The sequence below is a fragment of the Sphingomonas sp. AC411 genome (assembly GCF_979253035.1).
Map to the genome: position 1 here is coordinate 693,032 of NZ_CEEDAQ010000001.1, position 19,667 is coordinate 712,698.

General features: G+C 66.6%; 18 protein-coding genes and 4 pseudogenes. 9 read left to right on the plus strand and 13 right to left on the minus strand.

Features of this window, described 5'->3' with window-relative positions; translation table 11 throughout:
- Window positions 1-217: 217 nt before the first annotated feature.
- The 3 genes from AC0IX7_RS03630 to AC0IX7_RS03640 all read right to left on the minus strand — a co-directional run bounded on the left by AC0IX7_RS03630 (window position 218) and on the right by AC0IX7_RS03640 (window position 2,236).
- Window positions 218-388, minus strand: a complete 171-nt coding sequence (locus tag AC0IX7_RS03630) for an FAD-dependent oxidoreductase (protein ID WP_471810584.1) — start codon at window positions 386-388, stop codon at window positions 218-220.
- Window position 389: 1 nt separating this feature from the next.
- On the minus strand, window positions 390-1,292 hold the full coding sequence (gene rpoH, locus AC0IX7_RS03635) for an RNA polymerase sigma factor RpoH (protein ID WP_056048373.1): 903 nt from the start codon (window positions 1,290-1,292) through the stop codon (window positions 390-392).
- Between the two features lie 77 nt (window positions 1,293-1,369).
- Window positions 1,370-2,236, minus strand: a complete 867-nt coding sequence (locus AC0IX7_RS03640; RefSeq protein ID WP_471810585.1) for an RluA family pseudouridine synthase — start codon at window positions 2,234-2,236, stop codon at window positions 1,370-1,372.
- Window positions 2,237-2,333: 97 nt separating this feature from the next.
- On the opposite strand from AC0IX7_RS03640, the gene AC0IX7_RS03645 reads away from it, so the two are divergent.
- The 8 genes and pseudogenes from AC0IX7_RS03645 (at window position 2,334) to AC0IX7_RS03680 (ending at window position 8,968) form a co-directional block, all read left to right on the plus strand.
- Window positions 2,334-2,732: a M67 family metallopeptidase gene (locus AC0IX7_RS03645; protein WP_471810586.1), complete on the plus strand. Its 399-nt coding sequence runs from the start codon at window positions 2,334-2,336 to the stop codon at window positions 2,730-2,732.
- Between the two features lie 264 nt (window positions 2,733-2,996).
- Window positions 2,997-3,641, plus strand: a complete 645-nt coding sequence (locus tag AC0IX7_RS03650) for a histidine phosphotransferase family protein (protein WP_471810587.1) — start codon at window positions 2,997-2,999, stop codon at window positions 3,639-3,641.
- Between the two features lie 197 nt (window positions 3,642-3,838).
- Window positions 3,839-6,123: pseudogene (locus AC0IX7_RS03655) on the plus strand (chemotaxis protein CheA).
- Window positions 6,120-6,548, plus strand: coding sequence for a chemotaxis protein CheW (locus AC0IX7_RS03660; protein WP_471810588.1), 429 nt, complete (start codon window positions 6,120-6,122; stop codon window positions 6,546-6,548). Before AC0IX7_RS03655 ends, AC0IX7_RS03660 begins: the two are co-directional and overlap by 4 nt.
- Window positions 6,549-6,623: 75 nt before the next feature.
- Window positions 6,624-6,989: a response regulator gene (locus tag AC0IX7_RS03665; protein ID WP_187504579.1), complete on the plus strand. Its 366-nt coding sequence runs from the start codon at window positions 6,624-6,626 to the stop codon at window positions 6,987-6,989.
- Window positions 6,990-7,064: 75 nt separating this feature from the next.
- Window positions 7,065-7,292, plus strand: a complete 228-nt coding sequence (locus tag AC0IX7_RS03670; protein ID WP_471810589.1) for a response regulator — start codon at window positions 7,065-7,067, stop codon at window positions 7,290-7,292.
- A 141-nt stretch (window positions 7,293-7,433) separates the two neighbouring features.
- Window positions 7,434-8,120 (plus strand): CheB methylesterase domain-containing protein, encoded by a 687-nt coding sequence (locus tag AC0IX7_RS03675; RefSeq protein WP_471810590.1) that lies wholly within the window; start codon window positions 7,434-7,436, stop codon window positions 8,118-8,120.
- Between the two features lie 62 nt (window positions 8,121-8,182).
- Window positions 8,183-8,968 (plus strand): CheR family methyltransferase, encoded by a 786-nt coding sequence (locus AC0IX7_RS03680; protein ID WP_471813719.1) that lies wholly within the window; start codon window positions 8,183-8,185, stop codon window positions 8,966-8,968.
- 17 nt (window positions 8,969-8,985) lie between these two features.
- On the opposite strand, the gene AC0IX7_RS03685 is transcribed toward AC0IX7_RS03680, so the two are convergent.
- The 3 genes from AC0IX7_RS03685 to AC0IX7_RS03695 are packed head-to-tail and all read right to left on the minus strand — an operon-like array spanning window position 8,986 to window position 10,599.
- Window positions 8,986-9,435, minus strand: coding sequence for a cytidine deaminase (locus AC0IX7_RS03685; protein ID WP_471810591.1), 450 nt, complete (start codon window positions 9,433-9,435; stop codon window positions 8,986-8,988).
- Window positions 9,432-10,109 carry a glycoside hydrolase family 25 protein gene (locus AC0IX7_RS03690; RefSeq protein ID WP_471810592.1) on the minus strand — a complete coding sequence of 226 codons (678 nt, stop codon included), beginning with the start codon at window positions 10,107-10,109 and terminating at the stop codon, window positions 9,432-9,434. Before AC0IX7_RS03690 ends, AC0IX7_RS03685 begins: the two co-directional genes overlap by 4 nt.
- Window positions 10,110-10,116: 7 nt before the next feature.
- The gene (locus AC0IX7_RS03695) at window positions 10,117-10,599 is read right to left on the minus strand and encodes a UPF0262 family protein (protein ID WP_187504583.1); all 483 of its coding nucleotides are present in this window, start codon (window positions 10,597-10,599) and stop codon (window positions 10,117-10,119) included.
- 277 nt (window positions 10,600-10,876) lie between these two features.
- Here AC0IX7_RS03695 and AC0IX7_RS03700 point away from each other — a divergent pair.
- Window positions 10,877-12,366 (plus strand): annotated as a pseudogene (locus AC0IX7_RS03700) (replicative DNA helicase).
- A 167-nt stretch (window positions 12,367-12,533) separates the two neighbouring features.
- On the opposite strand, the gene AC0IX7_RS03705 reads toward AC0IX7_RS03700, so the two are convergent.
- From AC0IX7_RS03705 to AC0IX7_RS03735, 7 genes and pseudogenes are all read right to left on the minus strand, one after another.
- Window positions 12,534-13,286, minus strand: coding sequence for a phosphoadenylyl-sulfate reductase (locus tag AC0IX7_RS03705; protein ID WP_471810593.1), 753 nt, complete (start codon window positions 13,284-13,286; stop codon window positions 12,534-12,536).
- A complete protein-coding gene (locus tag AC0IX7_RS03710; protein ID WP_056050673.1) occupies window positions 13,279-13,719 on the minus strand; it encodes a DUF934 domain-containing protein in 441 nt (146 codons plus the stop codon). The genes AC0IX7_RS03705 and AC0IX7_RS03710 overlap by 8 nt, the downstream gene beginning before the upstream one ends.
- Window positions 13,712-15,343, minus strand: a complete 1,632-nt coding sequence (locus AC0IX7_RS03715; protein WP_471810594.1) for a nitrite/sulfite reductase — start codon at window positions 15,341-15,343, stop codon at window positions 13,712-13,714. Before AC0IX7_RS03715 ends, AC0IX7_RS03710 begins: the two co-directional genes overlap by 8 nt.
- Before the next feature lies 1 nt (window position 15,344).
- Window positions 15,345-15,641 (minus strand): DUF2849 domain-containing protein, encoded by a 297-nt coding sequence (locus tag AC0IX7_RS03720; protein WP_471810595.1) that lies wholly within the window; start codon window positions 15,639-15,641, stop codon window positions 15,345-15,347.
- Window positions 15,638-16,430, minus strand: a pseudogene (gene cobA / locus AC0IX7_RS03725) (uroporphyrinogen-III C-methyltransferase). The gene AC0IX7_RS03720 and the pseudogene cobA overlap by 4 nt, the downstream one beginning before the upstream one ends.
- A gap of 248 nt (window positions 16,431-16,678) precedes the next feature.
- Complete coding sequence (astD, locus tag AC0IX7_RS03730; protein ID WP_471810596.1) at window positions 16,679-18,091, minus strand: succinylglutamate-semialdehyde dehydrogenase; 1,413 nt, start codon at window positions 18,089-18,091, stop codon at window positions 16,679-16,681.
- A gap of 190 nt (window positions 18,092-18,281) precedes the next feature.
- Window positions 18,282-19,632: pseudogene (locus AC0IX7_RS03735) on the minus strand (protein adenylyltransferase SelO family protein); the annotation flags it as partial.
- Window positions 19,633-19,667: the final 35 nt, after the last annotated feature.

Here is a 19,667-nt window from a genome sequence, read left to right on the forward strand (position 1 = left end):
GGCCGCGAGAGCGCGCTCGTTCCAGTTTGTGTAAGCTTCTGAAGAAGCTGCTTGGTCTTCGGGCGGGAAGCCGAGATCGCGCCACTGCGTGCGCCAGTTTGCGTCGGAGCGGTCGACGGTGAAGCCGGTAGCCTCAGCTATCGAAGTCCAAGGGTTGCGTTGGGCGGAGTGAAGCCAGCCGCAACCGGCGTCGACATGTTCCCCCGCGAAGGCGGGGTCAGTCTGGGCCCCCGTCTTCGCGGGGAACAGAAGCGAGCGAAAGGCTCCTGGCTCGACCGCCGAGCCGGTCGCTGGCCTCGACGAGAAGGACGTCACACCCAGCGTCATGCAGCGTTCTCGCCGCGGCAATACCGGCCGCACCGCCGCCGATGACGACGGTGCGCGCCAAGTTACGCCGCCAGCAGGCGCTTCTCGCCGGCGATCCGCATCATCGCCTTTTGCAGCTTCTCGAACGCACGGACCTCGATCTGTCGCACGCGCTCGCGTGACACGCCGTAGACCTGCGACAATTCCTCAAGCGTCTTCGGATCGTCGGTCAGACGGCGCTCCGTCAGGATATGCTGCTCGCGCTCGTTCAGATCGTCCATCGCCGACACCAGCATCGAATGGCGGACGTCAGCCTCCTGCGCGTCGGCGACGATCTTGTCCTGCAATGGCGCATCGTCCTGCAGCCAATCCTGCCACTGGCCCTCGCCGTCCTCGCGCATCGGCACGTTGAGCGACGTATCGCCGCCCATCGCCATACGCCGGTTCATGCTGACGACGTCGGTCTCCGCAACGCCAAGATCGGTCGCGATCTTGGTGACGTGCTCGGGACGCAGATCGCCATCCTCGAACGCATCGAGGCGGCTCTTCATCCGGCGCAAATTGAAGAACAGCTTCTTCTGCGCCGCCGTCGTGCCCATCTTCACGAGGCTCCACGACCGCAGGATATATTCCTGGATCGACGCGCGGATCCACCACATCGCGTAGGTCGCGAGCCGGAAGCCGCGCTCGGGCTCGAACTTCTTCACGCCCTGCATGAGGCCGATATTGCCCTCGGAAATCAGCTCCGACGTCGGCAGGCCATAGCCGCGATAGCCCATCGCGATTTTTGCCACGAGACGGAGATGCGAGGTCACCAGCTGCGCCGCGGCCTCCGTGTCGCCATGCTCCTGGAAACGCTTGGCGAGCATGTATTCCTGTTCGGGTTTCAGCAGCGGGAATTTCTTGATCTCGGCGAGATAGCGATTGAGACCCGCCTCGCTGCCGAGCGCAGGTATCGTCGCTGGAACGTTGGAGCGGGCTGCCATGGTCGTAATCCCTTTCTGCTGACCCCGATTGCCGCACTGCGGCCCCGGCTGCCGCGTTGCGGCATGGTGTCGATTATCTATACGTGAAGTTGGGTGAACAGTTCCTGCATGTCTGCAGGCATTTCGCTTTCGAACGCCAAAGCGACGCTTTTCACCGGATGGATGAACCCCAGATGCGCCGCGTGCAAGGCCTGCCGGCGGAAACCGAGCGTTTCGAGCAGCGACTTCTGAGCTTGCTTTGTTCTACCATAGACCGGGTCTCCCAACAAGGCGTGGCCGATCGACGCCATGTGCACACGCACCTGATGCGTCCTTCCGGTCTCAAGTCGGCATTCGATCAACGCCGCATCGCGGAGGGTCTCGATCGTCGAGAAATGCGTCACTGCGCGCTTGCCGCCCTCGACGATAGCGATCTTCTTGCGGTTCTGCGGACTCCGCGCGAGCGGCGCATCGACCGTGCCGCTCGGCGGGCGCGGGATGCCACCCACAATCGCCTTGTAGCGGCGGTCGATGCTGTGGTCGTGGAACTGCTTCGCCAAGCCTTCGTGTGCGCGGTCGGTCTTGGCGGCAATCATGAGCCCCGACGTGTCCTTGTCGATGCGGTGGACGATTCCCGGCCGCGCGACGCCGCCGATGCCCGACAGATTGCCGGCACAGTGATGAAGCAGCGCGTTGACCAGCGTGCCGTCGAAATTGCCCGCGGCGGGATGGACGACAAGGCCCGCGGGCTTGTCGATCACGATCAGGTCGTCGTCCTCATAGGCGACGACGAGCGGGATATCCTGCGCTTCGTTGTGCAACGGGGTCGGCGGCGGGATCGCGACCGAGAACACTTGGCCGGTCGCGGCCTTCTTCGCCGAATCGCGCCATTCTCTGCCGTTGAGCGTCACTTGCCCCGCGGCGATGAGCGCCTTCAACCGTTCGCGCGACATTTCGGGCAGCACTTCGGCGAGCGCGCGGTCAAGCCTCCAGCCATCCGTGGCCGGCGTGATCGATGCTTCGACGATGGAAACCCCCGGTCCATGTCGTAGCGATGTGGCGATGAGCGTGACGATTTCAAGCGAAGTGCTGACACAACTCATTGCCGCAGCGGCTGCGTCGCCGGATGCCGAGATTTGTGGGCTATTGTTCGGGGTGGCGGAGCGAATCGAGGCGACAGAGGCGTGCGCGAACGTTGCGGCGAGCCCGGCGAGGACGTTCGAGATCGATCCTAAGGCTCTGTTCGCGGCGCATCGGCGCGCGCGGGGCGAGGGGCTGGCGGTGATCGGACACTATCATTCGCACCCGTCTGGTTCGCCTATCCCGTCTCCGCGCGACGCGGCACAGGCGATGGGGGACGGCGCGGTGTGGGTTATTCTCGGCGGCGGCGGTATGGCGCGCGCGTGGCGATCGGTCGAGGTCGGCGCTTTCGTCGAAGAGGCAATCGATCCTATCGGATAGCCGCCCGAGCTTCCCTCTCCTGGAAGGGAGGGGCTGGGGTGGGTTGGCCGGTTTTATCCACGACGCCGTAAACATGCGGAAACCGACCCACCCCAACCCCTCCCTTCCAGGGAGGGGGAAGAATATCTTCAACCCTTCCCATCCGAGCAGGGAAAGAAGTTAGAGTCGCTCACCCCAACCATAAGAAGCGCGAAACTAAAGAGATGTGGCATTGCGTCCCCGCCGCACCGCCGCCACAAGACGCTCCAGAATTAGGGGATTTTCATGACGGTCAGCCCGGTCGATTTCGCGAGCCTCCTGTGTTCGCGCCTGTGTCACGACCTGCTGTCGCCGGTGGGGGCGCTCAACAACGGGCTGGAACTGCTCGCCGACGAAACCGATCCGGCGATGCGCGAGCGGGTCATGCAACTGCTCGCCGACAGTGCGCGCGCGTCCGCCAGCAAGCTGAAGTTCTTCCGACTGGCTTTCGGGGCGGCCGGCGGGTTCGGCGAACTGGTCGACACGCACGAGGCACGCAACGCGATCGAGGGGCTGGTCGCGGAGAACAAGCGGATCACTTTCGTCTGGGCGGTCGAGGCCTCGGCGATGCCCAAGTCCGCGGTGAAAGTGTTGCTCAACCTCGTGCTGGTCGCGACCGAATCGCTGGTCCGCGGCGGGACCATGGAGGTCGGCGGCGAGGAGAATGACGGGCAGCTGGAGATCGTCGTGAAGATCGAGGGCGCGCGGATCGTGCTCGACCCCGAGATTCGCCGCACGTTGGTCGAAGGCGAGGGCGCGCATACCGTCACGCCGCGCGCCGCCGCTGCGTACCTGGTCAACACGGTCGTGGCGGAGGCGGGCGGCACGGTGATCGTGTCCGAGCCGGCCGAGGGGATCATGATCTTCGGCGCGGTGTTCAACGCGCGGTAAGGCGCAAGTTCCATCCTCCCCCGCCAAGGGGAGGTGGCTGGCTCTTGCCAGACGGAGGGGAGGCAAGCGACCACTTCTGTTCCGTATCCTCCCCTCCGTCACCTGCGGTGCCACCCCCTGGCGGGGAGGATTGAAAAGACGGGCTAACGCGCCCTTAACCTCCGTCATGCATGACAGGCCTCGAACGCGGGGCCCGCATGGACGATCTGTTACAGGAATTCATTGCCGAGACGCGCGAAACGCTGGAGGCTATCTCCGGCGAGATCGTCGCGTGGGAAGCCGCACCCGCGGACAGCGGGCGCCTCGATGCGATCTTTCGCTTCGTCCATACGGTCAAGGGAAGCTGCGGTTTTCTCGATTTGCCGCGCCTCGCCCGACTGAGCCACGCGGCAGAGGACGTCCTCGCGGCGGTCCGCGACGGAAAGAGAACTCCCGATACCGCGCTCGTCAACGCGGTGCTCGGCATCGTCGACCGGATCGGCGAGATCGTCGAGGCGATCGACAGCGGCTCGCCGCTCGACGATCTGGGTGAGGACTTGCTGATCGCCGCGCTCGCGCCCGACGCGCAGCCCCGGGCTCAGGCGCCAACCACCCCGCACAGTCGCGCCGCCAGCCGCAGCGTACGCCTCAACGTCGACCTGCTCGATCACATGATGAGCGGCATGTCCGAGATGGTGCTCGCGCGCAACGAACTGGCCCGGCGGCTGCGCGACTGTGACGTCGATCCGAAGGTCGAGGCGGCGCTCGAACGCCTGTCGCTGACCGTCGCCGACATGCGCGATACCGTCACGCGGACGCGCATGCAGAAGGTCGACGCGCTGTTCTCGGCGCTGCCGCGGATGGTGCGCGATACCAGTGCCGAGCTCGGCAAGAGCGTCGATCTCGCGATCGAGGGCGCGGATGTCGAGCTCGACCGCGAGATGATCGAGCTGATGCGCGATCCGCTCGTCCACATCATCCGCAATTCGATCGATCACGGCATCGAAGGACCAGCGGAGCGCCGCGCGCTCGGCAAGCCCAAGAACGGCCGGCTGGTCGTCTCCGCCCGCCAGTCCGGCAATCAGATCCTGATCGAGGTCGCCGACGACGGCAAAGGCATCGACGTCGCGCGGATCGTTGCCAAGGCCGCGGAAAAGGGGCTCCACAGCGTCCCCGAACTCGCGGCGATGAGCGACGCGGCCAAGCTCGACCTGATCTTCGCTCCCGGCTTGTCGAGCCGCGATGCGGTGACCGCGATCTCGGGGCGAGGCGTCGGCATGGACGTGGTGCGCGCCAATATCGAGCAGATCGGCGGCCGGATCGTGCTGACCAACGATCCGGGGCGCGGGCTGCGGATCGTCATTCACGTGCCGCTGACGCTGTCGATCCTGTCGACGATCATCGTCGGCGTCGGCACGCAGCGGTTTGCGCTTCCACGCCAAGCGATCGAGGAGATCGTGATGGTGCGCGGCGATGCCGTGCGGATCGACACGATCGGCGACGCGGCCGCCGTCACGGTGCGCGGCCGGCGGATGCCGCTGGTATCGCTCGGCCAGCTGTTCAAGCTGAACGACGACGCGCCGCCGACGCTGGTGATCGTGTCGACGCGCGAGGGGATTACGCGCTCGGCGTCGATACCGTGCTCGATACCGAGGAACTGGTGGTGAAGCCCGCCTCGCCCGCGGTGATGGCGACCGGCGTCTATGCGGGCAAGACCTTGCCCGACAACGGCCTGCCGATGCTGCTGCTCGACGCGTCCGGAATCGCCGCGGTCGCAGGGTTGCGCTTTACGCCGGTGGTCGCCGCGTCGGCCGAGGTAGAGGACGTCGTGCCGGGCGTCCCCGCTCTACTGTTCGACGATCTCGACGGTTGCCGCCGTGCGATCGCGCTGGCGGTGATCGACCGCGTTGAACCGGTACCGGTCGACGCGATCCGCTGGTCGGGCGGGGCGATACGGCTGTCGATCGGCGATGCGATCATCCCGCTCCACGCGGTCGCGGCGTTCGGCACGCGTACCGAGGTTGCGGTGCTGCGCCTGACCGACGGCGAAAGCGAGATGGCCTATGCGATTGCCGAGGCGATCGAGATCGTCGCGCTGCCCGCGGAGATGGCACCTGCGCGCGGCACCGGGCCGATCGCCGGCGTGATCTCGATCGCTGGCGAGCAGATCGAACTGGTCGATCCGCATGCGCTGTTCGCGGGTCAGCCGGTTACGCTCGCGTCGCTGCCGGTGTGCCTGTTGCAGGTCGACGGGTCGGGCTGGATGGAGACGTTCCTGAAGCCTGCGCTCGAAGCCTCGGGCTATCGCTGCGTCACCGCGCTAACGGCGGGCGAGACGGCGGCGGTGGCGCTCGCGATGGAGGATACGCCGCTCCGCGAGACTCTGGCGCCGGTGGTGACGCTGCGCCGGACGCGCACCGCCGAGGGTGAGGATGACGCGAGCATCTATCGCTACGACCGGCCGGCGTTGATCGCTGCGCTGGCGGCGCGGAGGGCGATGTGAGCGAGCTGTTCCTGGTGGCGCACATCGCCGGGCGCGGCGTCGCGATCGCCGCTGCGCAGGTCGACTCGGTGGTCGATATCGGCGAGGTGATCGCGGTGCCGCGCGCGGACGCGTTCGTGCGCGGTCTCGCGGCGCTGCGCAGTCGCGTGGTCACGGTGATCGACACCGGCACCGCGCTCGGCCTGGAGTCGACGCCCGACACCGTCCGTCGCGCGGTCATCACCGTGGTCGAGGGACATCATTACGCGATCCTGGTCGACTCGGTCGAGGACGTCGCGCCGTTCGCGCGGTTGCCGCTGTCGTCGGGACTGGCGCTGCATCGTGGCTGGGCGACGGCCGGGACCGGCATCGTCGAGCGCGATGGCGAACCGCTGCTGATCCTCGATCTCGCTGCGGTTATCCCCGCGATCGTGCCCGCCGCTTGAAATTTTCCGTTGCTTAACCCGGCGCTTACGCTTTCCCGCGTAGACCGGCCTCACGATTTCCCCGGAAGGCTTTCCATGAAGACCTGTCTCGTCGTCGATGATTCAAAGGTGATCCGCAAGGTCGCGCGCCACATCCTGGAGACGCTCGATTTCACCGTCACCGAAGCCTGTGACGGTCGTGAAGCGCTGGCATCGTGCATGGCGTCGATCCCGGACGTGATCCTGCTCGACTGGAACATGCCGGTCATGAGCGGCATGGATTTCCTACGCGCGCTGCGTGAAGCCGACGTCCCGCGCCGCCCCAAGGTGGTGTTCTGCACGACCGAAAACGGCATGGCCTATATCCGCGCGGCGATCGAGGCCGGGGCTGACGAATACGTCATGAAGCCGTTCGACCGCGAAACGCTGGAATCGAAGCTCCAGATCGTCGGCATGGCCTGATCCGGGCAAGACGGTGGCGAACCGACCCTCTCTGCCCCGCGCCCGGCGGACCGCGACAGCGCGGACACGGCACGCGTGCTGCTCGTCGATGATTCGGTCGTCGCGCGCGCGGTGATCGCGCGGACGATCGATGCGAGCGATCGATTCTCCGTGGTCGGTGCGGTCGGCAGCGCGGCCGCTGCGCTGGAGTTTCTCGGTCGCACGACGGTCGAGTTCATCCTGCTCGATATCGAGATGCCGGGGATCGACGGGCTGACGGCATTGCCCGCGCTGGTCGCGGCCGGGAAGGGGCCAAGGTTCTGATCGTCTCGTCGAGCGCGGACGAGGGTGGCCCGAAGGCCATGCAGGCGCTCGCGCTCGGTGCGGCGGAGACGTTGATCAAGCCCTCCGCCGGGAGCTTTCCGGGCGGTTCGGCGGCGCGCTGGTCTCCAAGCTCGAAAGGCTGTGCGAGGATTCGATGCATTCGCCACCGATCGCACTCGTCCGGTCGACCCCGACCACCACAAGGTCTTTCGCAGCCCCCCAGCTACACCGCGCCGCGTCTCGCCAAGCGAAGATTACGACATCGTCGCGATCGGCGCCTCGACCGGTGGTATCCACGCGATCAGCCAGATGTTCCGTGCGATTCCCGCCGGGTTCCGCCTGCCGATCGTCATCACCCAGCATCTGCCGGCGTCGTTCATGCCCTATTTCGCGGCGCAGATCGCGTTGCTCGCCGGCCGCCCCTGCGAAGTCGCGACCGACCGGCTGCGGATTCGTCCGGGCCGGATCATCGTCGCGCCGGGCGATGCGCATCTCAAATGCGTCAAGCTGCGGGACGGCGGCGCCGCCTTCCGTCTGACGCACGAGCCCGCGGGTAGCGGCTGCATGCCGTCGGTCGACCCGATGCTCGCCTCGATCGCGGACGTGTACGGCGCGCGCGCGCTGGCGATCGTGCTCAGCGGGATGGGGCGCGATGGCGCGGAGGGCGCGCAACAGGTGCACGACGCCGGCGGTTGCGTCGTCGCGCAGGACCGTGACAGCTCGGTGGTCTGGGGCATGCCCGGCGCGGTCGCGTCATCGGGAGTCGCCGACGCGGTTCTCCCGCCGGCCGCGATCGGCACGCTGATCGCATCGCGACGTCGACCATGACCCCTAGGTCTGCGGCGTCCCCCCGCGTCCTCCCCGCGTCTCCACCAGCATCGCAGACCGCGATCAACGTGTTGACCGCGCTGCTCGAGGCGCGCACCGGGCAACAGATCGCCGCCTATCGCTCTTGGCGGCTCGATACCGCGCTCAAGCCTTTGCTCCGCGACCGCAATCTCGACACGCTCGATCAGCTCGTGACGCAGTTGCTAGAGGGCAATGATCGGCTGATCGGCGACCGGATCGTCGACGCTCTGGTCAACCAGGAAACCTCGTTCTTCCGCGACGCGCAGGTCTTCGAGATGCTTGCCGAGGCGGTCGCGGCGGCTGAGTCCGGTGGGCGTCGCGCTCGTATCTGGTGCGCCGGCTGCTCGACCGGGCAGGAGCCGTTGTCGCTCGCCATGCTGTTCGCCGATCGCCACGAAACGACCGGTGCGCCGGTGCCGGAGATCGTCGCCACCGACGTGTCGGACGCGGCGATCGCCCGCGCCCGCGCCGGCCGGTTCTCGCAATTCGAGATCCAGCGCGGCCTGCCGGTGCGGCGGATGGTGCGCTGGTTCGACACCACCGGCAGCGACTGGATCGCCAAGCCCGACCTGCTCAAGCGCGTCGTCTTCCGCCGCATGAACCTGATGGCGGACCCGGCGCCGGCCGGCCGGTTCGACGTCGTGCTCTGTCGCAACGTGCTGCTCTACTTGTCCGCGACCACCAAGGAGCAGGTGTTCCCCAAGATCGCCGCGGCGCTGAACCCCGGCGGCGTATTCGTCATGGGCGCGGGCGAGACCGTCATCGGCCAGACCCGCCTGTTCGAGCCCAGCAAGCGCTTCCGCGGCTTCTACGAAACGCCGCGCTGACGGACCGGCCAAGCCGATTAGCCGATCCCCAGGTCCGCCGGGCCGAACGCGTCCGGCAGCAATTCCGAGATCGCATAGGTTCGGATCGCCTCGCCCTCCGCCGCACCACAATGGACGGGCAGGTCGCGGCCACCCATTTGCGCGGCTTCGTTGATGACCTGGCGGCAGCGTCCGCACGGGCTCACCGGCGAGCTACCGGTCGCGCGCCCCTCGGCGTCCATCGCCCCGCCAATCACGCCGATCGCGACGATATCGCGCAGCCGCCCCGCGGCGCTCGCGGTGGCGATCGCGACCGTCTCCGCGCATAGCGACAGGCCGTAGCTCGCGTTCTCGACGTTCGCGCCGGTGATGACGCTGCCGTCGTCGAGCAGCACCGCCGCCCCGACCGCGAACCGCGAATAGGGCGCATGGGCATTGCGCGCGGCCTCGCGGGCTGCGGCTACGAGTGCGATTGCGTGTTCAGTCATGATGTCACCACGTCCCAGTTCACCGGTCCCTCGATCCCGTCGATGCGCCGAAAATCGCTCGCCCGCCACATCCGCCACGGCCGCGCGGTATAGTCCGGCTTGATCACGTTCGACACCGCCCATAACGGTCGCGGCACCGCACTAGACAGCGCGTATTTCGCATCGACGTCCTTGCTGATCCGCAGCATCACCGGTTGCGCGGTATGCGTCTCGACCATCGTCACGAACTGCGCGACGTCGGCGATCAACGTCGCGCGATCCGGTCGCGCGGTGCAGTCGTCGTGGAAGGCGATGTCCAGCGCGGTCGGCAGCGCATCGGACGTGCGCGGCACGAACGTGTTGAACGCATTCGCCTGCTCGTCCGCACGCTGGCACAGCGAATAGACATGGACCGCGCCGCGTCGCAGGCCGGCCTCGGGCAACGCGGCCCAATTGGCCTCGAACCCAGGATCGCGCCGGTCGGTGCCGGACGTGGCGACGATATAGGCGAAGTCGGCGCCGCTCGCGCGGACCGTGCCCCATTCGACCGGGCCGGCATTTTCGCTCAGGTCGATGCCCTGCAACGGATAGCGTTTCACGTCGGGATGCCAGCCGGTCGCGGCGGTCCAGCCGCAGATGCCGACAAAGCCGGCCGCGGCCAGCGCGCCGGCGAATTTCAATAGTCCGTAAGCCATGTGTCTTCTAGTTGCGGATGTGGAGGACGCAGATTAGCGTGAACAGCCGCCGCGCGGTGTCGAAATCGACCTCGATCTTGCCGTCGAGGCGCTCTTTCAGCAGCTCTGCCGCCTCGTTGTGGATGCCGCGGCGCGCCATGTCCACCGTCTCGATCTGCGCTGGCGAAGATTGCCGGATCGCTTGGTAATAGCTGTCGCAAATCGCGAAATAATCGCGGATCGGCCGGCGAAAGCGCCCCAGCGCGAGCACCAGCGTCTCCAGATGCGTGTCGTCTTCGCGGTGGATGTGGATGCCGAGGCGTCCTTCCTCCGACTGGAGCTTGATCCGATAGGGGCCGGCATAGCCATCGGCATAGGCACGCTGCGGCGCGAAGTGATTGCCCTCGATCAGGTCGAAGATCGCGATCCGCCGCTCCTGCTCGACGTCGGGCGAGCGCCAGCCGAGACTGGTCTCGTCGAGTTGCACATCGATGATCCGCGGGTCGGCCATGACGGTGCGATAGCGGGGCGCGTTCGGTGTGTCACTTGGTCTGAACGCCACGGAGGCCGGCAGCGCGACGCGCTCCCCTCCCTAAAAGGGAGGGGCAGGGGTGGGTAGGCTGGCTCTGGCCGCAACTGGGCAACGATCCGGGAACCGACCCAACCCCTCCCTTCCAGGGAGGGGAGAAGCAGAGGGAGAAGCATAGGGAGAAGAACGAACGACTTATCCCCATCATTCCACCGCACGTTGCTTGGACGCGCGCGCGTGCATCGCGTAGATGCGAGCGATGGCAACTCTCGCATTCCCCGTTCCCGCCGCCGCCGAGCCGCAGCAGCTTCCCCGCAACGTCGAGGCCGAGGCCGCGATGCTCGGCGCGATGATGATCGACAACCGGCTTGCGGACGATCTCGTCGACAAGCTCGAACCCGGCCACTTCTTCGAGCCGGTTCACGGACGCATCTTCGCGGCGATCAAGACGCTGCGCGGCAACGACATGCTGGTGACGCCGGTCACGCTGCGACCGATGTTCGATGCCGACGAAGGCATGCGCGAACTCGGCGGGCCCGCGTATCTCGCCGGACTCACCGGCAGCGGCGCCGGCCTGATCGGTGCGCGCCAGTTCGCACAGCAGATTTATGATCTCGCGATGTTGCGCGCGCTCGTTTCGGTCGGGCGGACGCTCGTCGACCGCGCGATGGACACCTCGGAAGAGGTCAATCCGCGCGCGCAGATTGAACTCGCCGAGGAGGAGCTGTTCAAGGTCGCAGCCGATGGCGGCTCCGAGAACACGGTGAAGTCGTTCGCGCAGGCGACGACCGCCGCGGTCAAGATGGCCGAGCGCGCGCTGAACTCGGGGGCAACCTGTCGGGCGTCACCACCGGCATCGATTCGATCAACGCCAAGATCGGCGGCATGCATCACAGCGATCTCATGATCCTCGCCGGGCGCCCCGGCATGGGCAAAACCTCGCTCGCGACCAACATCGCGTTCAATGCCGCGCGGCGCTGGATGCGCGACATGGCCGACGGGATCGCGCCGAAGGACTCGGTCGGCGCGAAGGTCGCGTTCTTCTCGCTGGAAATGTCCGCGGATCAGTTGGCGACGCGTATTCTCGCCGAGCAGTCGCAGATTTCGTCAGAGTCGCTCCGCATGGGTAAGATCAGCCGCACCGAGTTCGCACAGCTCGCCGCCGCCGCCGCCGAGCTGGAGAATTTGCCGCTGTTCATCGACGATACCGGCGGTCTCTCGATCGGTGCACTACACACGCGCGTGCGCCGGTTGCAGCGCCGGCACAACAACGAGATCGGGCTGGTGGTGGTCGACTACCTCCAGCTGCTGTCGGGGTCGGGCAAGAGCAAGGACGGCAATCGCGTCCAGGAAATCTCCGAAATTTCGCGCGGGTTGAAGACGCTGGCGAAGGATCTCAACGTGCCGGTGCTGGCGCTGTCGCAGCTGTCGCGTGCGGTGGAATCACGCGAGGACAAGACGCCCATGCTATCGGATTTGCGCGAGTCGGGATCGATCGAGCAAGACGCGGACATGGTCTGGTTCGTCTACCGCGAGGATTATTACGTCGCGTCGAAGGAGCCCAAGCGACCGGCGGAAGGCGACAGCGCGAAGATCTTCGAGGATCACGCATCCTGGGCGGCGGAGATGGAGCGGGTGTACGGTCTGGCGGAACTGATCATCGCCAAACAGCGCCACGGCGCGACCGGCAAGGTCCGGATGAAGTTCGATCCGACGATCACCAAGTTCTCGGATCTGGCCGAGTATTGAACCTACCGAGTCCCTCGCCCCTCCGGGGAGAGGGAAGGGGCCCGCGGCTTCTTGGCCGTGGGAAGGGAGAGGGAGTGAAGCTCAGGACGTTGCGTCCCAACGCCCCTCTCCCTTCCGTCGCCAAGTCGCTCCTCCCTCCCTCTCCCCGTAGGGGCGAGGGAAAGTGGTCAAATCATCGGATCGTAATCGGTCGGCGCGTGGATGCCGCATTCGACCTTGTCGAAACTGCGCCACCGGCCCGCGCGCGGGTCTTCGCCGGGGGCGACCTTCGTCGTACACGGCGCGCAGCCGATCGACAGGTACCCTTGCGCTTCGAGCGGATGCCGCGGCAGTTCGTGCTCCGCGAAGTAGGCGTCGAGCTTGGCCTTATCCCAATCCGCCAGCGGGTTGATCTTCAGCCGGCCTTCATCCTCCTCGAACCGTGGCAAGGCAGTGCGAGTCCCCGACTGGAACCCCTTCCGCCCCGAAATCCAGGCGTCGAACGGCGCCAACGCCCGCCGCAACGGCTCCACCTTGCGAAGATCGCAACACCCATCAGGATCGTACGACCAGCGCAACCCCGTCTTGTCCTTGATCGCCAGCAACCGAGGATCGGGACGGAACACGCGCAGGTCAGTCAGCCCCAGCTTCTCCGAAAGCTCGTCGCGGTACGCCAGAGTCTCCCCGAACATCTTCTGCGTGTTGGTGAAGATCACCGGCACGTCGACATCGACCTGCGCGACCATGTGCAGCAGTATCGCCGACTCCGCGCCGAACGACGACACCGAAGCAATCCGCCCGCGCAACTCGCCGACCAGCAACTCGCGCAGCATCTCCTGCGCCGACACGCCTTCGAAGCGCATCTGCATCACGAGCGCATCCTCGCGCGTGAACGCCGGCGTGACGTCGATCATGTCGAGCTTGCGCGCGGGCTCACCCATGGCGCAGCTTCCATACCGGCACCGCACCGTCCGCCGCCTTCTGGTACGGCGTGTCGTACCGCTCCAGGCTCGCCCGCAGCACGTCGATGTCGATCGGTGCCTGGGGCGCGAAGCTGTCGAACCCGCAGCGCCGCATCAGCGGAATCTGGTCGACCAGCACGTCGCCCTGCGCTCGCAATTCGCCGGTATAGCCCGCCTCGCGGAGGATTCGCGCCGACGAATAGCCACGCCCGTCGCGATAGCCCGGAAAGCTCACCTCGATCAGCGCGAGCTGGTCGATCTGCGGCAACAGCGCGCGTGCGTCGTCGCCTGCCTCCAGGCGCACCGCGGCGGCATTGCTCTGGCCGATGAACGAGTCGAGCGTCACCGCGGGCTCGTCATGCGGCTCGTCGTCGCGGAAGCGGAGCAGCGTCTGGTCCGGATACTCAACCATAGATCGCCTCCTTGAACGTCTCGAAGCCGACGCGGCGGTAGGTGTCGAGGAAGCGCTCGCCGGGATCGCGGACCTGCAGATAGCGGTCGGTGACGCGCTCGATCGCGTCGACCACGCCGTCCTCGGAGAAACCGGGCCCGGTGATCTTGGCGAGGCTCACATCCTCCGCGCCCGAGCCGCCGAGCGAGAGCTGGTAATTCTCGGTGCCCTTCTTGTCGACGCCGAGGATGCCGATGTGGCCCGCGTGATGATGCCCGCACGCGTTGATGCAGCCGCTGATCTTGAGTTTCAGTTCGCCTAGGTCGCGCTGGCGATCGAGGCTGCCGAAGCGGGTTGCGATCTTCTGCGCGAGCAGGATCGAGCGCGCATTGGCGAGGCTGCAATAGTCGAGTCCCGGGCAGGCGATGATGTCGCTGATCAGGTCGAGATTGGCCTCCGCAAGCCCGGCGTCGTTGAGCGCCGTCCACACCGCGTGGAGGTCGGCGATGCGGACGTGCGGCAGGACGATGTTCTGCGCATGCGTGACGCGCAATTCGTCGAAGCTGTAGCGCGTGCCGAGATCGGCCATCACGTCGATCTGGTCCGCGGACGCGTCGCCGGGGATGCCGCCGATCGGCTTGAGGCTGATATTGACGATCGCGTAGCCCGGCTGCTTGTGGGCTTTAACGTTCTGATCGAGCCAGACCGCGAAGTCGGGATCGCTGCGGTCGATGTCGGTCGAGGCGTTCGGATCGAAGTCGGGCGCGCCGAAGTGGCTCGTAATACGCTCCAGTTCGGCCCGCGGAGGATCGAGGCCGAGGCCCTTCACCGCGGCGAATTCCTCCTCGACCTGGCGGCGATATTCGTCGGGGCCGATCTCGTGCAGCAGGATCTTGATCCGCGCCTTGTAGATGTTGTCGCGGCGGCCGTAGCGATTGTAGACGCGCAGGCACGCCTCGAGATAGCTCATCAGGTCGTCGGCGGGGACGAAGTCGCGGATCTCGTGGCTGATCATCGGCGTGCGGCCCATGCCGCCGCCGACGAAGATCTTCGCGCCGAGTTCGCCGTCGCGGACGTGCAGCCCGATGCCGATATCGTGCAGGCGCATCGCCGCGCGATCCTCGTCCGCAGCGATCACGCAGATCTTGAATTTGCGCGGGAGGTACGTGAATTCGGGGTGGAAGGTCGACCATTGGCGGATCAACTCGGCCCACGGGCGCGGGTCGGCGACCTCGTCGGCGGCGGCGCCGGCAAACTGGTCGGAACTGATGTTGCGGATGCAGTTGCCGCTGGTCTGGATGGCATGCATCTCGACCGTCGACAGCTCCTGGAGGATGTCCGGGGTCTGATCGAGCTGGATCCAGTTGAACTGGATGTTCTGGCGCGTGGTGAAGTGGCCGTAACCACGATCGTATTTGCGCGCGATGTGGCCGAGCATCCGCATCTGGCGCCCGTCGAGCGTCCCATACGGCACCGCGACGCGCAGCATGTATGCGTGCAGCTGGAGGTACAGGCCGTTCATCAGCCGCAACGGCTTGAACTGGTCCTCGGTCAGCTCGCCAGAGAGGCGGCGGCGGACCTGATCGCGGAATTCGTCGACGCGCTGGTCGACGATCGCCTGGTCATATTCGTCATATTTATACATATCAGATTACCCAGCTGCCGGCGTTCGGGTCGGCGGGTTTGAGAGTCAGGTCGGGCCGCATCGTCGGGCCGAGCGCGCGGATGCGGTCCTTGATGTGGGCGGGACAGGGGCCTTCGTCGGTTTGCGTCGCCTCGATCAAATAGGGCACGTTGACCCGGCGTGCGCCTTCCTCAGCCTGGAGGATGGATTCACCCGCAACGCCGACGTCGACCGCGTCCTCGATATGGCGCGACCAGCCGTTGCCGGTCCACCACACGACATCGCCGGTGGGAAGGTCGTTTCCGGTCAACAGCTTCATGCGGCGGCGTCCTCTGCTACGCGAGCCCAGCGGGCAAGTTTGTCTTCGGCGTCCGACAGTTCGACGACCTCGCCGACGACGATGATCGCGGGGCTTTTCACCGCCTCACGCGCCACCATGGCGCCTAGATCGGCGAGTAGCGTCCGGATCGCCCGGCTGCCTTGCAACGTGCCGCGTTCGAGCACGGCGACGGGCATGTCGGGCGCGACGCCGTCGGCCATCAGCTTGTCGGCAATGTCGGTCGCGGTGGCGATGCCCATGTAGATCACAAGCGTGCGGCCTTGGCCGGCGAGCCCCGACCAGTCCTGATCGGTCAAACCCTTGCACTGGCCCGCGACGAAGCTGACTGCGCTCGAATGATCGCGGTGCGTCAGCGGCAGCATCGCTTCCGCCGCGCAACCGAGTGCCGCCGAGACGCCAGGGATCACTTCGACGGGGAGGCCGGCGGCGCGGACCGCCTCCACTTCCTCGCCGCCGCGACCGAACACGAACAGGTCGCCGCCCTTGAGGCGAATGACGATCGCGCCGGTCTTCACGTGCGCAATGATCAGCGCGTTGATCGCCTCCTGCGGCAGCGTGTGACGCGCGCGCTGCTTGGCGACCGAGATACGCTGTGCCGATGGCGGTGCGATGTCGAGCACGCGTGGGTCGATCAGTCCGTCATGCACGACGACGTCGGCGGTCTTCAGCGCCTCGACCGCGCGGACGGTCAGGAGACCGGGATCGCCCGGGCCCGCCCCGACGAGGATGACGCGCCCGCGGGCGAGTGGGGTCTAGGAGGCTTGCCATGGGATGAGAGATGGCGGGCAACCCGCTGCACCGCAACCGAATGATGCTTTGGCGGGGGTAGGATTGCTTTTGCGGGGGCAGGCTGCGGCGCGCAGCCGTCGAAACCGAGCGATCCTCCCCCGCCAGGGGAAGTGGCGCGCAGCGACGGAGGGGAGGATACGGAGCATCGGCTATCCCTTTCCTCCCCTCCGTCTGGCAAGCGCCAGCCACCTCCCCTGGCGGGGAGGATCGTTAATCCACCACGTTGGTCAGCCGTCGGCCAGACCGATCCCGATGCTCGCACGCGCGCTCTCGGACTCGCTGCTGACTACCGGGTAGGCGCAGTAATCGGCGGCATAATAAGCACTCGGCCGGTGGTTGCCCGACCAGCCGATGCCGCCGAACAGTGCGCCCGACGAAGCACCATTTGTCGGCTTGTTCCAGTTGACGATGCCCGCCCGGATGTTCGCCCAGAAGCGGTCGTACAGCGCAGGCGTCTGGCTGATCAACGACGCGGACAGGCCGTATCGCGTGGCGTTCGCCTCTGCGATCGCGGCGTCGAAATCGTCGACGCGGACGACCTGGAGGATCGGGCCGAACAGTTCGACATCGGGACGGTCGGCGACATCGGTGACGTCGATCAGCGCGGGCTTGAGGAACGGCAGGTCCGCGACCGGACGTTCGAGATGACGGACCGGGCGACCGCCGCGCGTGAGCAGTTCGAGGAAGCTCTCGGTCAGTTGTTCCGCGGCTTCGTTGTCGATCACCGGTCCCATGAACGGCGCGGGGTTGGCATGCGGTTCGCCGACGATGATCCGCCCGACCATTTTGTCGAGCGTGGCGATCAGCGGGTCGTAGAGCTTGGTGTCGACGATCAGCCGACGTGCGGCCGTGCAGCGCTGGCCGGCGGTGGTGAAGGCGGACTGGATGATCAGGACGGCGGCGGTGTGCAGGTCTGGTGCGTCCCATACGACGATCGGGTTGTTGCCGCCCATCTCCAGCGCAAGGATCTTTTCGGGTTTTTCGGCAAATGCCCGGTTGAGCGCGAGGCCGGTGCTGGCCGAGCCGGTGAATAGCAGGCCGTCGATATCGGGATGCGCGGCGAGGGCCTTGCCTTCGTTCGGGCCGCCGATGACGAGGCGGATGCACTCGGCCGGCACGCCCGCGGCGCGGAAGCATTCGACGAGGAACGCGCCGACGGCCGGGGTCTTTTCCGACGGCTTGAAGACGACGGCGTTGCCGGCGATCAGCGCCGGGACGATGTGGCCGTTGGGCAGATGTGCCGGGAAGTTATACGGCCCGAGCACCGCGAGCACGCCGTGCGGCTTGTGGCGGACGGCGATCCGCGAGCCCATCGTCGCTTCCAGGCGGCGCTGCGCGGTGCGATCGGCATAGGCGCTGACCGAGATGTCGACCTTGGCGATGACCGTCTCGACCTCGCCGCGCGCTTCCCAGATCGGCTTGCCGGTCTCGCGCGCGATCAGGTCGGTGAAGGCGTCGTTGCGCTGTCGGACGATGTTGGCAAAGCGCCGCATCGTCTCGATCCGGAAGGCGAGCGGTTTGGATGCCCAGCTCGACCAGCCGGCGCGGGCGCAGGCGACTTCGGCATCGACGTCGCCGATCGGATGGCGCCAGAGGACCGCACCGGTGGCGGGCTCGTAGGAGATGATCTCGTCGGACATGCGTCACTCTTGCCTTGATTCGCGGCGGGTTTCCACTGGGGGATGTGCGCGACCTGTCCGTCGGGAGATACGCGCTCCCCTCCCTGGAAGGGAGGGGTTGGGAGTGGGTCGGTCGGTTGTTTGCCGTTTCGGATCCCAAGCAGCCTACCCACCCCCAGCCCCTCCCTTCCAGGGAGGGGGCATACGCGGCTAGCGCTTCGCCCATTTCGCGGATCGTGGCGACCTTGGCGTCGAGCAGCGACCAATCGTCTCGCTCGGCGATCGGCGCCCAGATTGCTTCCACTTCGTCGATCAGCATGCTGCACGGTTCGCCCGACCAATAGGGATGCGAGCGGTCTTTTCGCGGTTCGTAGGGCACCAGTGCCGCGCGGACCTGGTCCCATTGCGCGTCGTACGTGTCCGGCAGGTTTCCGCCGAACACATCGAAGAAGAACCGGTCGATGCCGACGCCCGAAGTGCGTAGCGCGCGTTCGGTGGCCTGGACGAGGTCGCGGTCGGTGTCCGGATCGCGCGGACGGACGCCGAGGCGCCAGAGGATCGCCTGCGTGACTTCGGGTTGATAGCGCGGACCGAACTGGTCGAGCGCCGCGACGAGCGGGTCGCTTTCGGCGATTTGGCGGAGTGCGACCGCGAGCTGCATCACGTCCCAGTGGATCGCCTCGGGCTGGCGGCCGAACGCATATAGTCCTTGATGGTCGAAATAGGCGGCGGTGAACGCAGGGTCCCAGGTCGGCGCGAACCGCCAGGGGCCGTAATCGAAGCTCTCGCCGGTGACGTTTATGTTGTCGGAATTGAGCACGCCGTGGACGAACCCAGCCGCCATGTAGCGCGCCGCGAGCCGCGCGGTGCGGCCGACGACGAGATTGAGCAGGCGCACCGGGTCGTCGCTGTCCTCTTCGTACAGGTTGTGCAGCGTATAGCCGACGAGCTTGCGCAGGCCCACCTCGTCGCGCTCATATGCAAGCCGCTGGAAGCTGCCGATGCGGACATGGCTGTGGTTGAGGCGGACCAGGACCGCGGGCAGGTCGGGCTGGGCTCGTCGCCCCGCTGGAGTTCCTCGCCGGTCTCGATCAGCGACAGCGTGCGCGACGTAGGCACATTGAGCGCTTCGAGCATCTCGGTCGCGAGGATTTCGCGGACGCCGCCCTTGAGTGTGAGGCGGCCATCGCCGGCACGGCTCCACGCGGTCTGGCCCGACCCCTTGGTGCCAAGGTCCATCAGGCGACCGCGATCGTCGCGCATCTGCGCGAAGGTGAAGCCGCGACCGTCACCGAGATCGGGGTTGTAGCTGCGGAACTGGTGGCCGTGATAGCGGAGGGCCAGCGGCTGGGGGAGCGTGTCGGGCAGCGGATCGAACCGGCCGAAGTGGCGCGTCCACTCGTCGTCGGTGAATGCGTCGAGGCCGATCTGCGCGGCGGCGCGGTCGTTGCGGAAGCGAAGCCGGGTCTCGGGGAAGTCGGCGGGGGCGACGGGATCGAAAAGTCGTCCCCGAGCGTCAGGAGTTCGGCTTCGGGGCGATAGGCTTGCGGGCGGATGGGCATGCGGCGATATGGTGGCCGCTACCCGAAGGACGCAA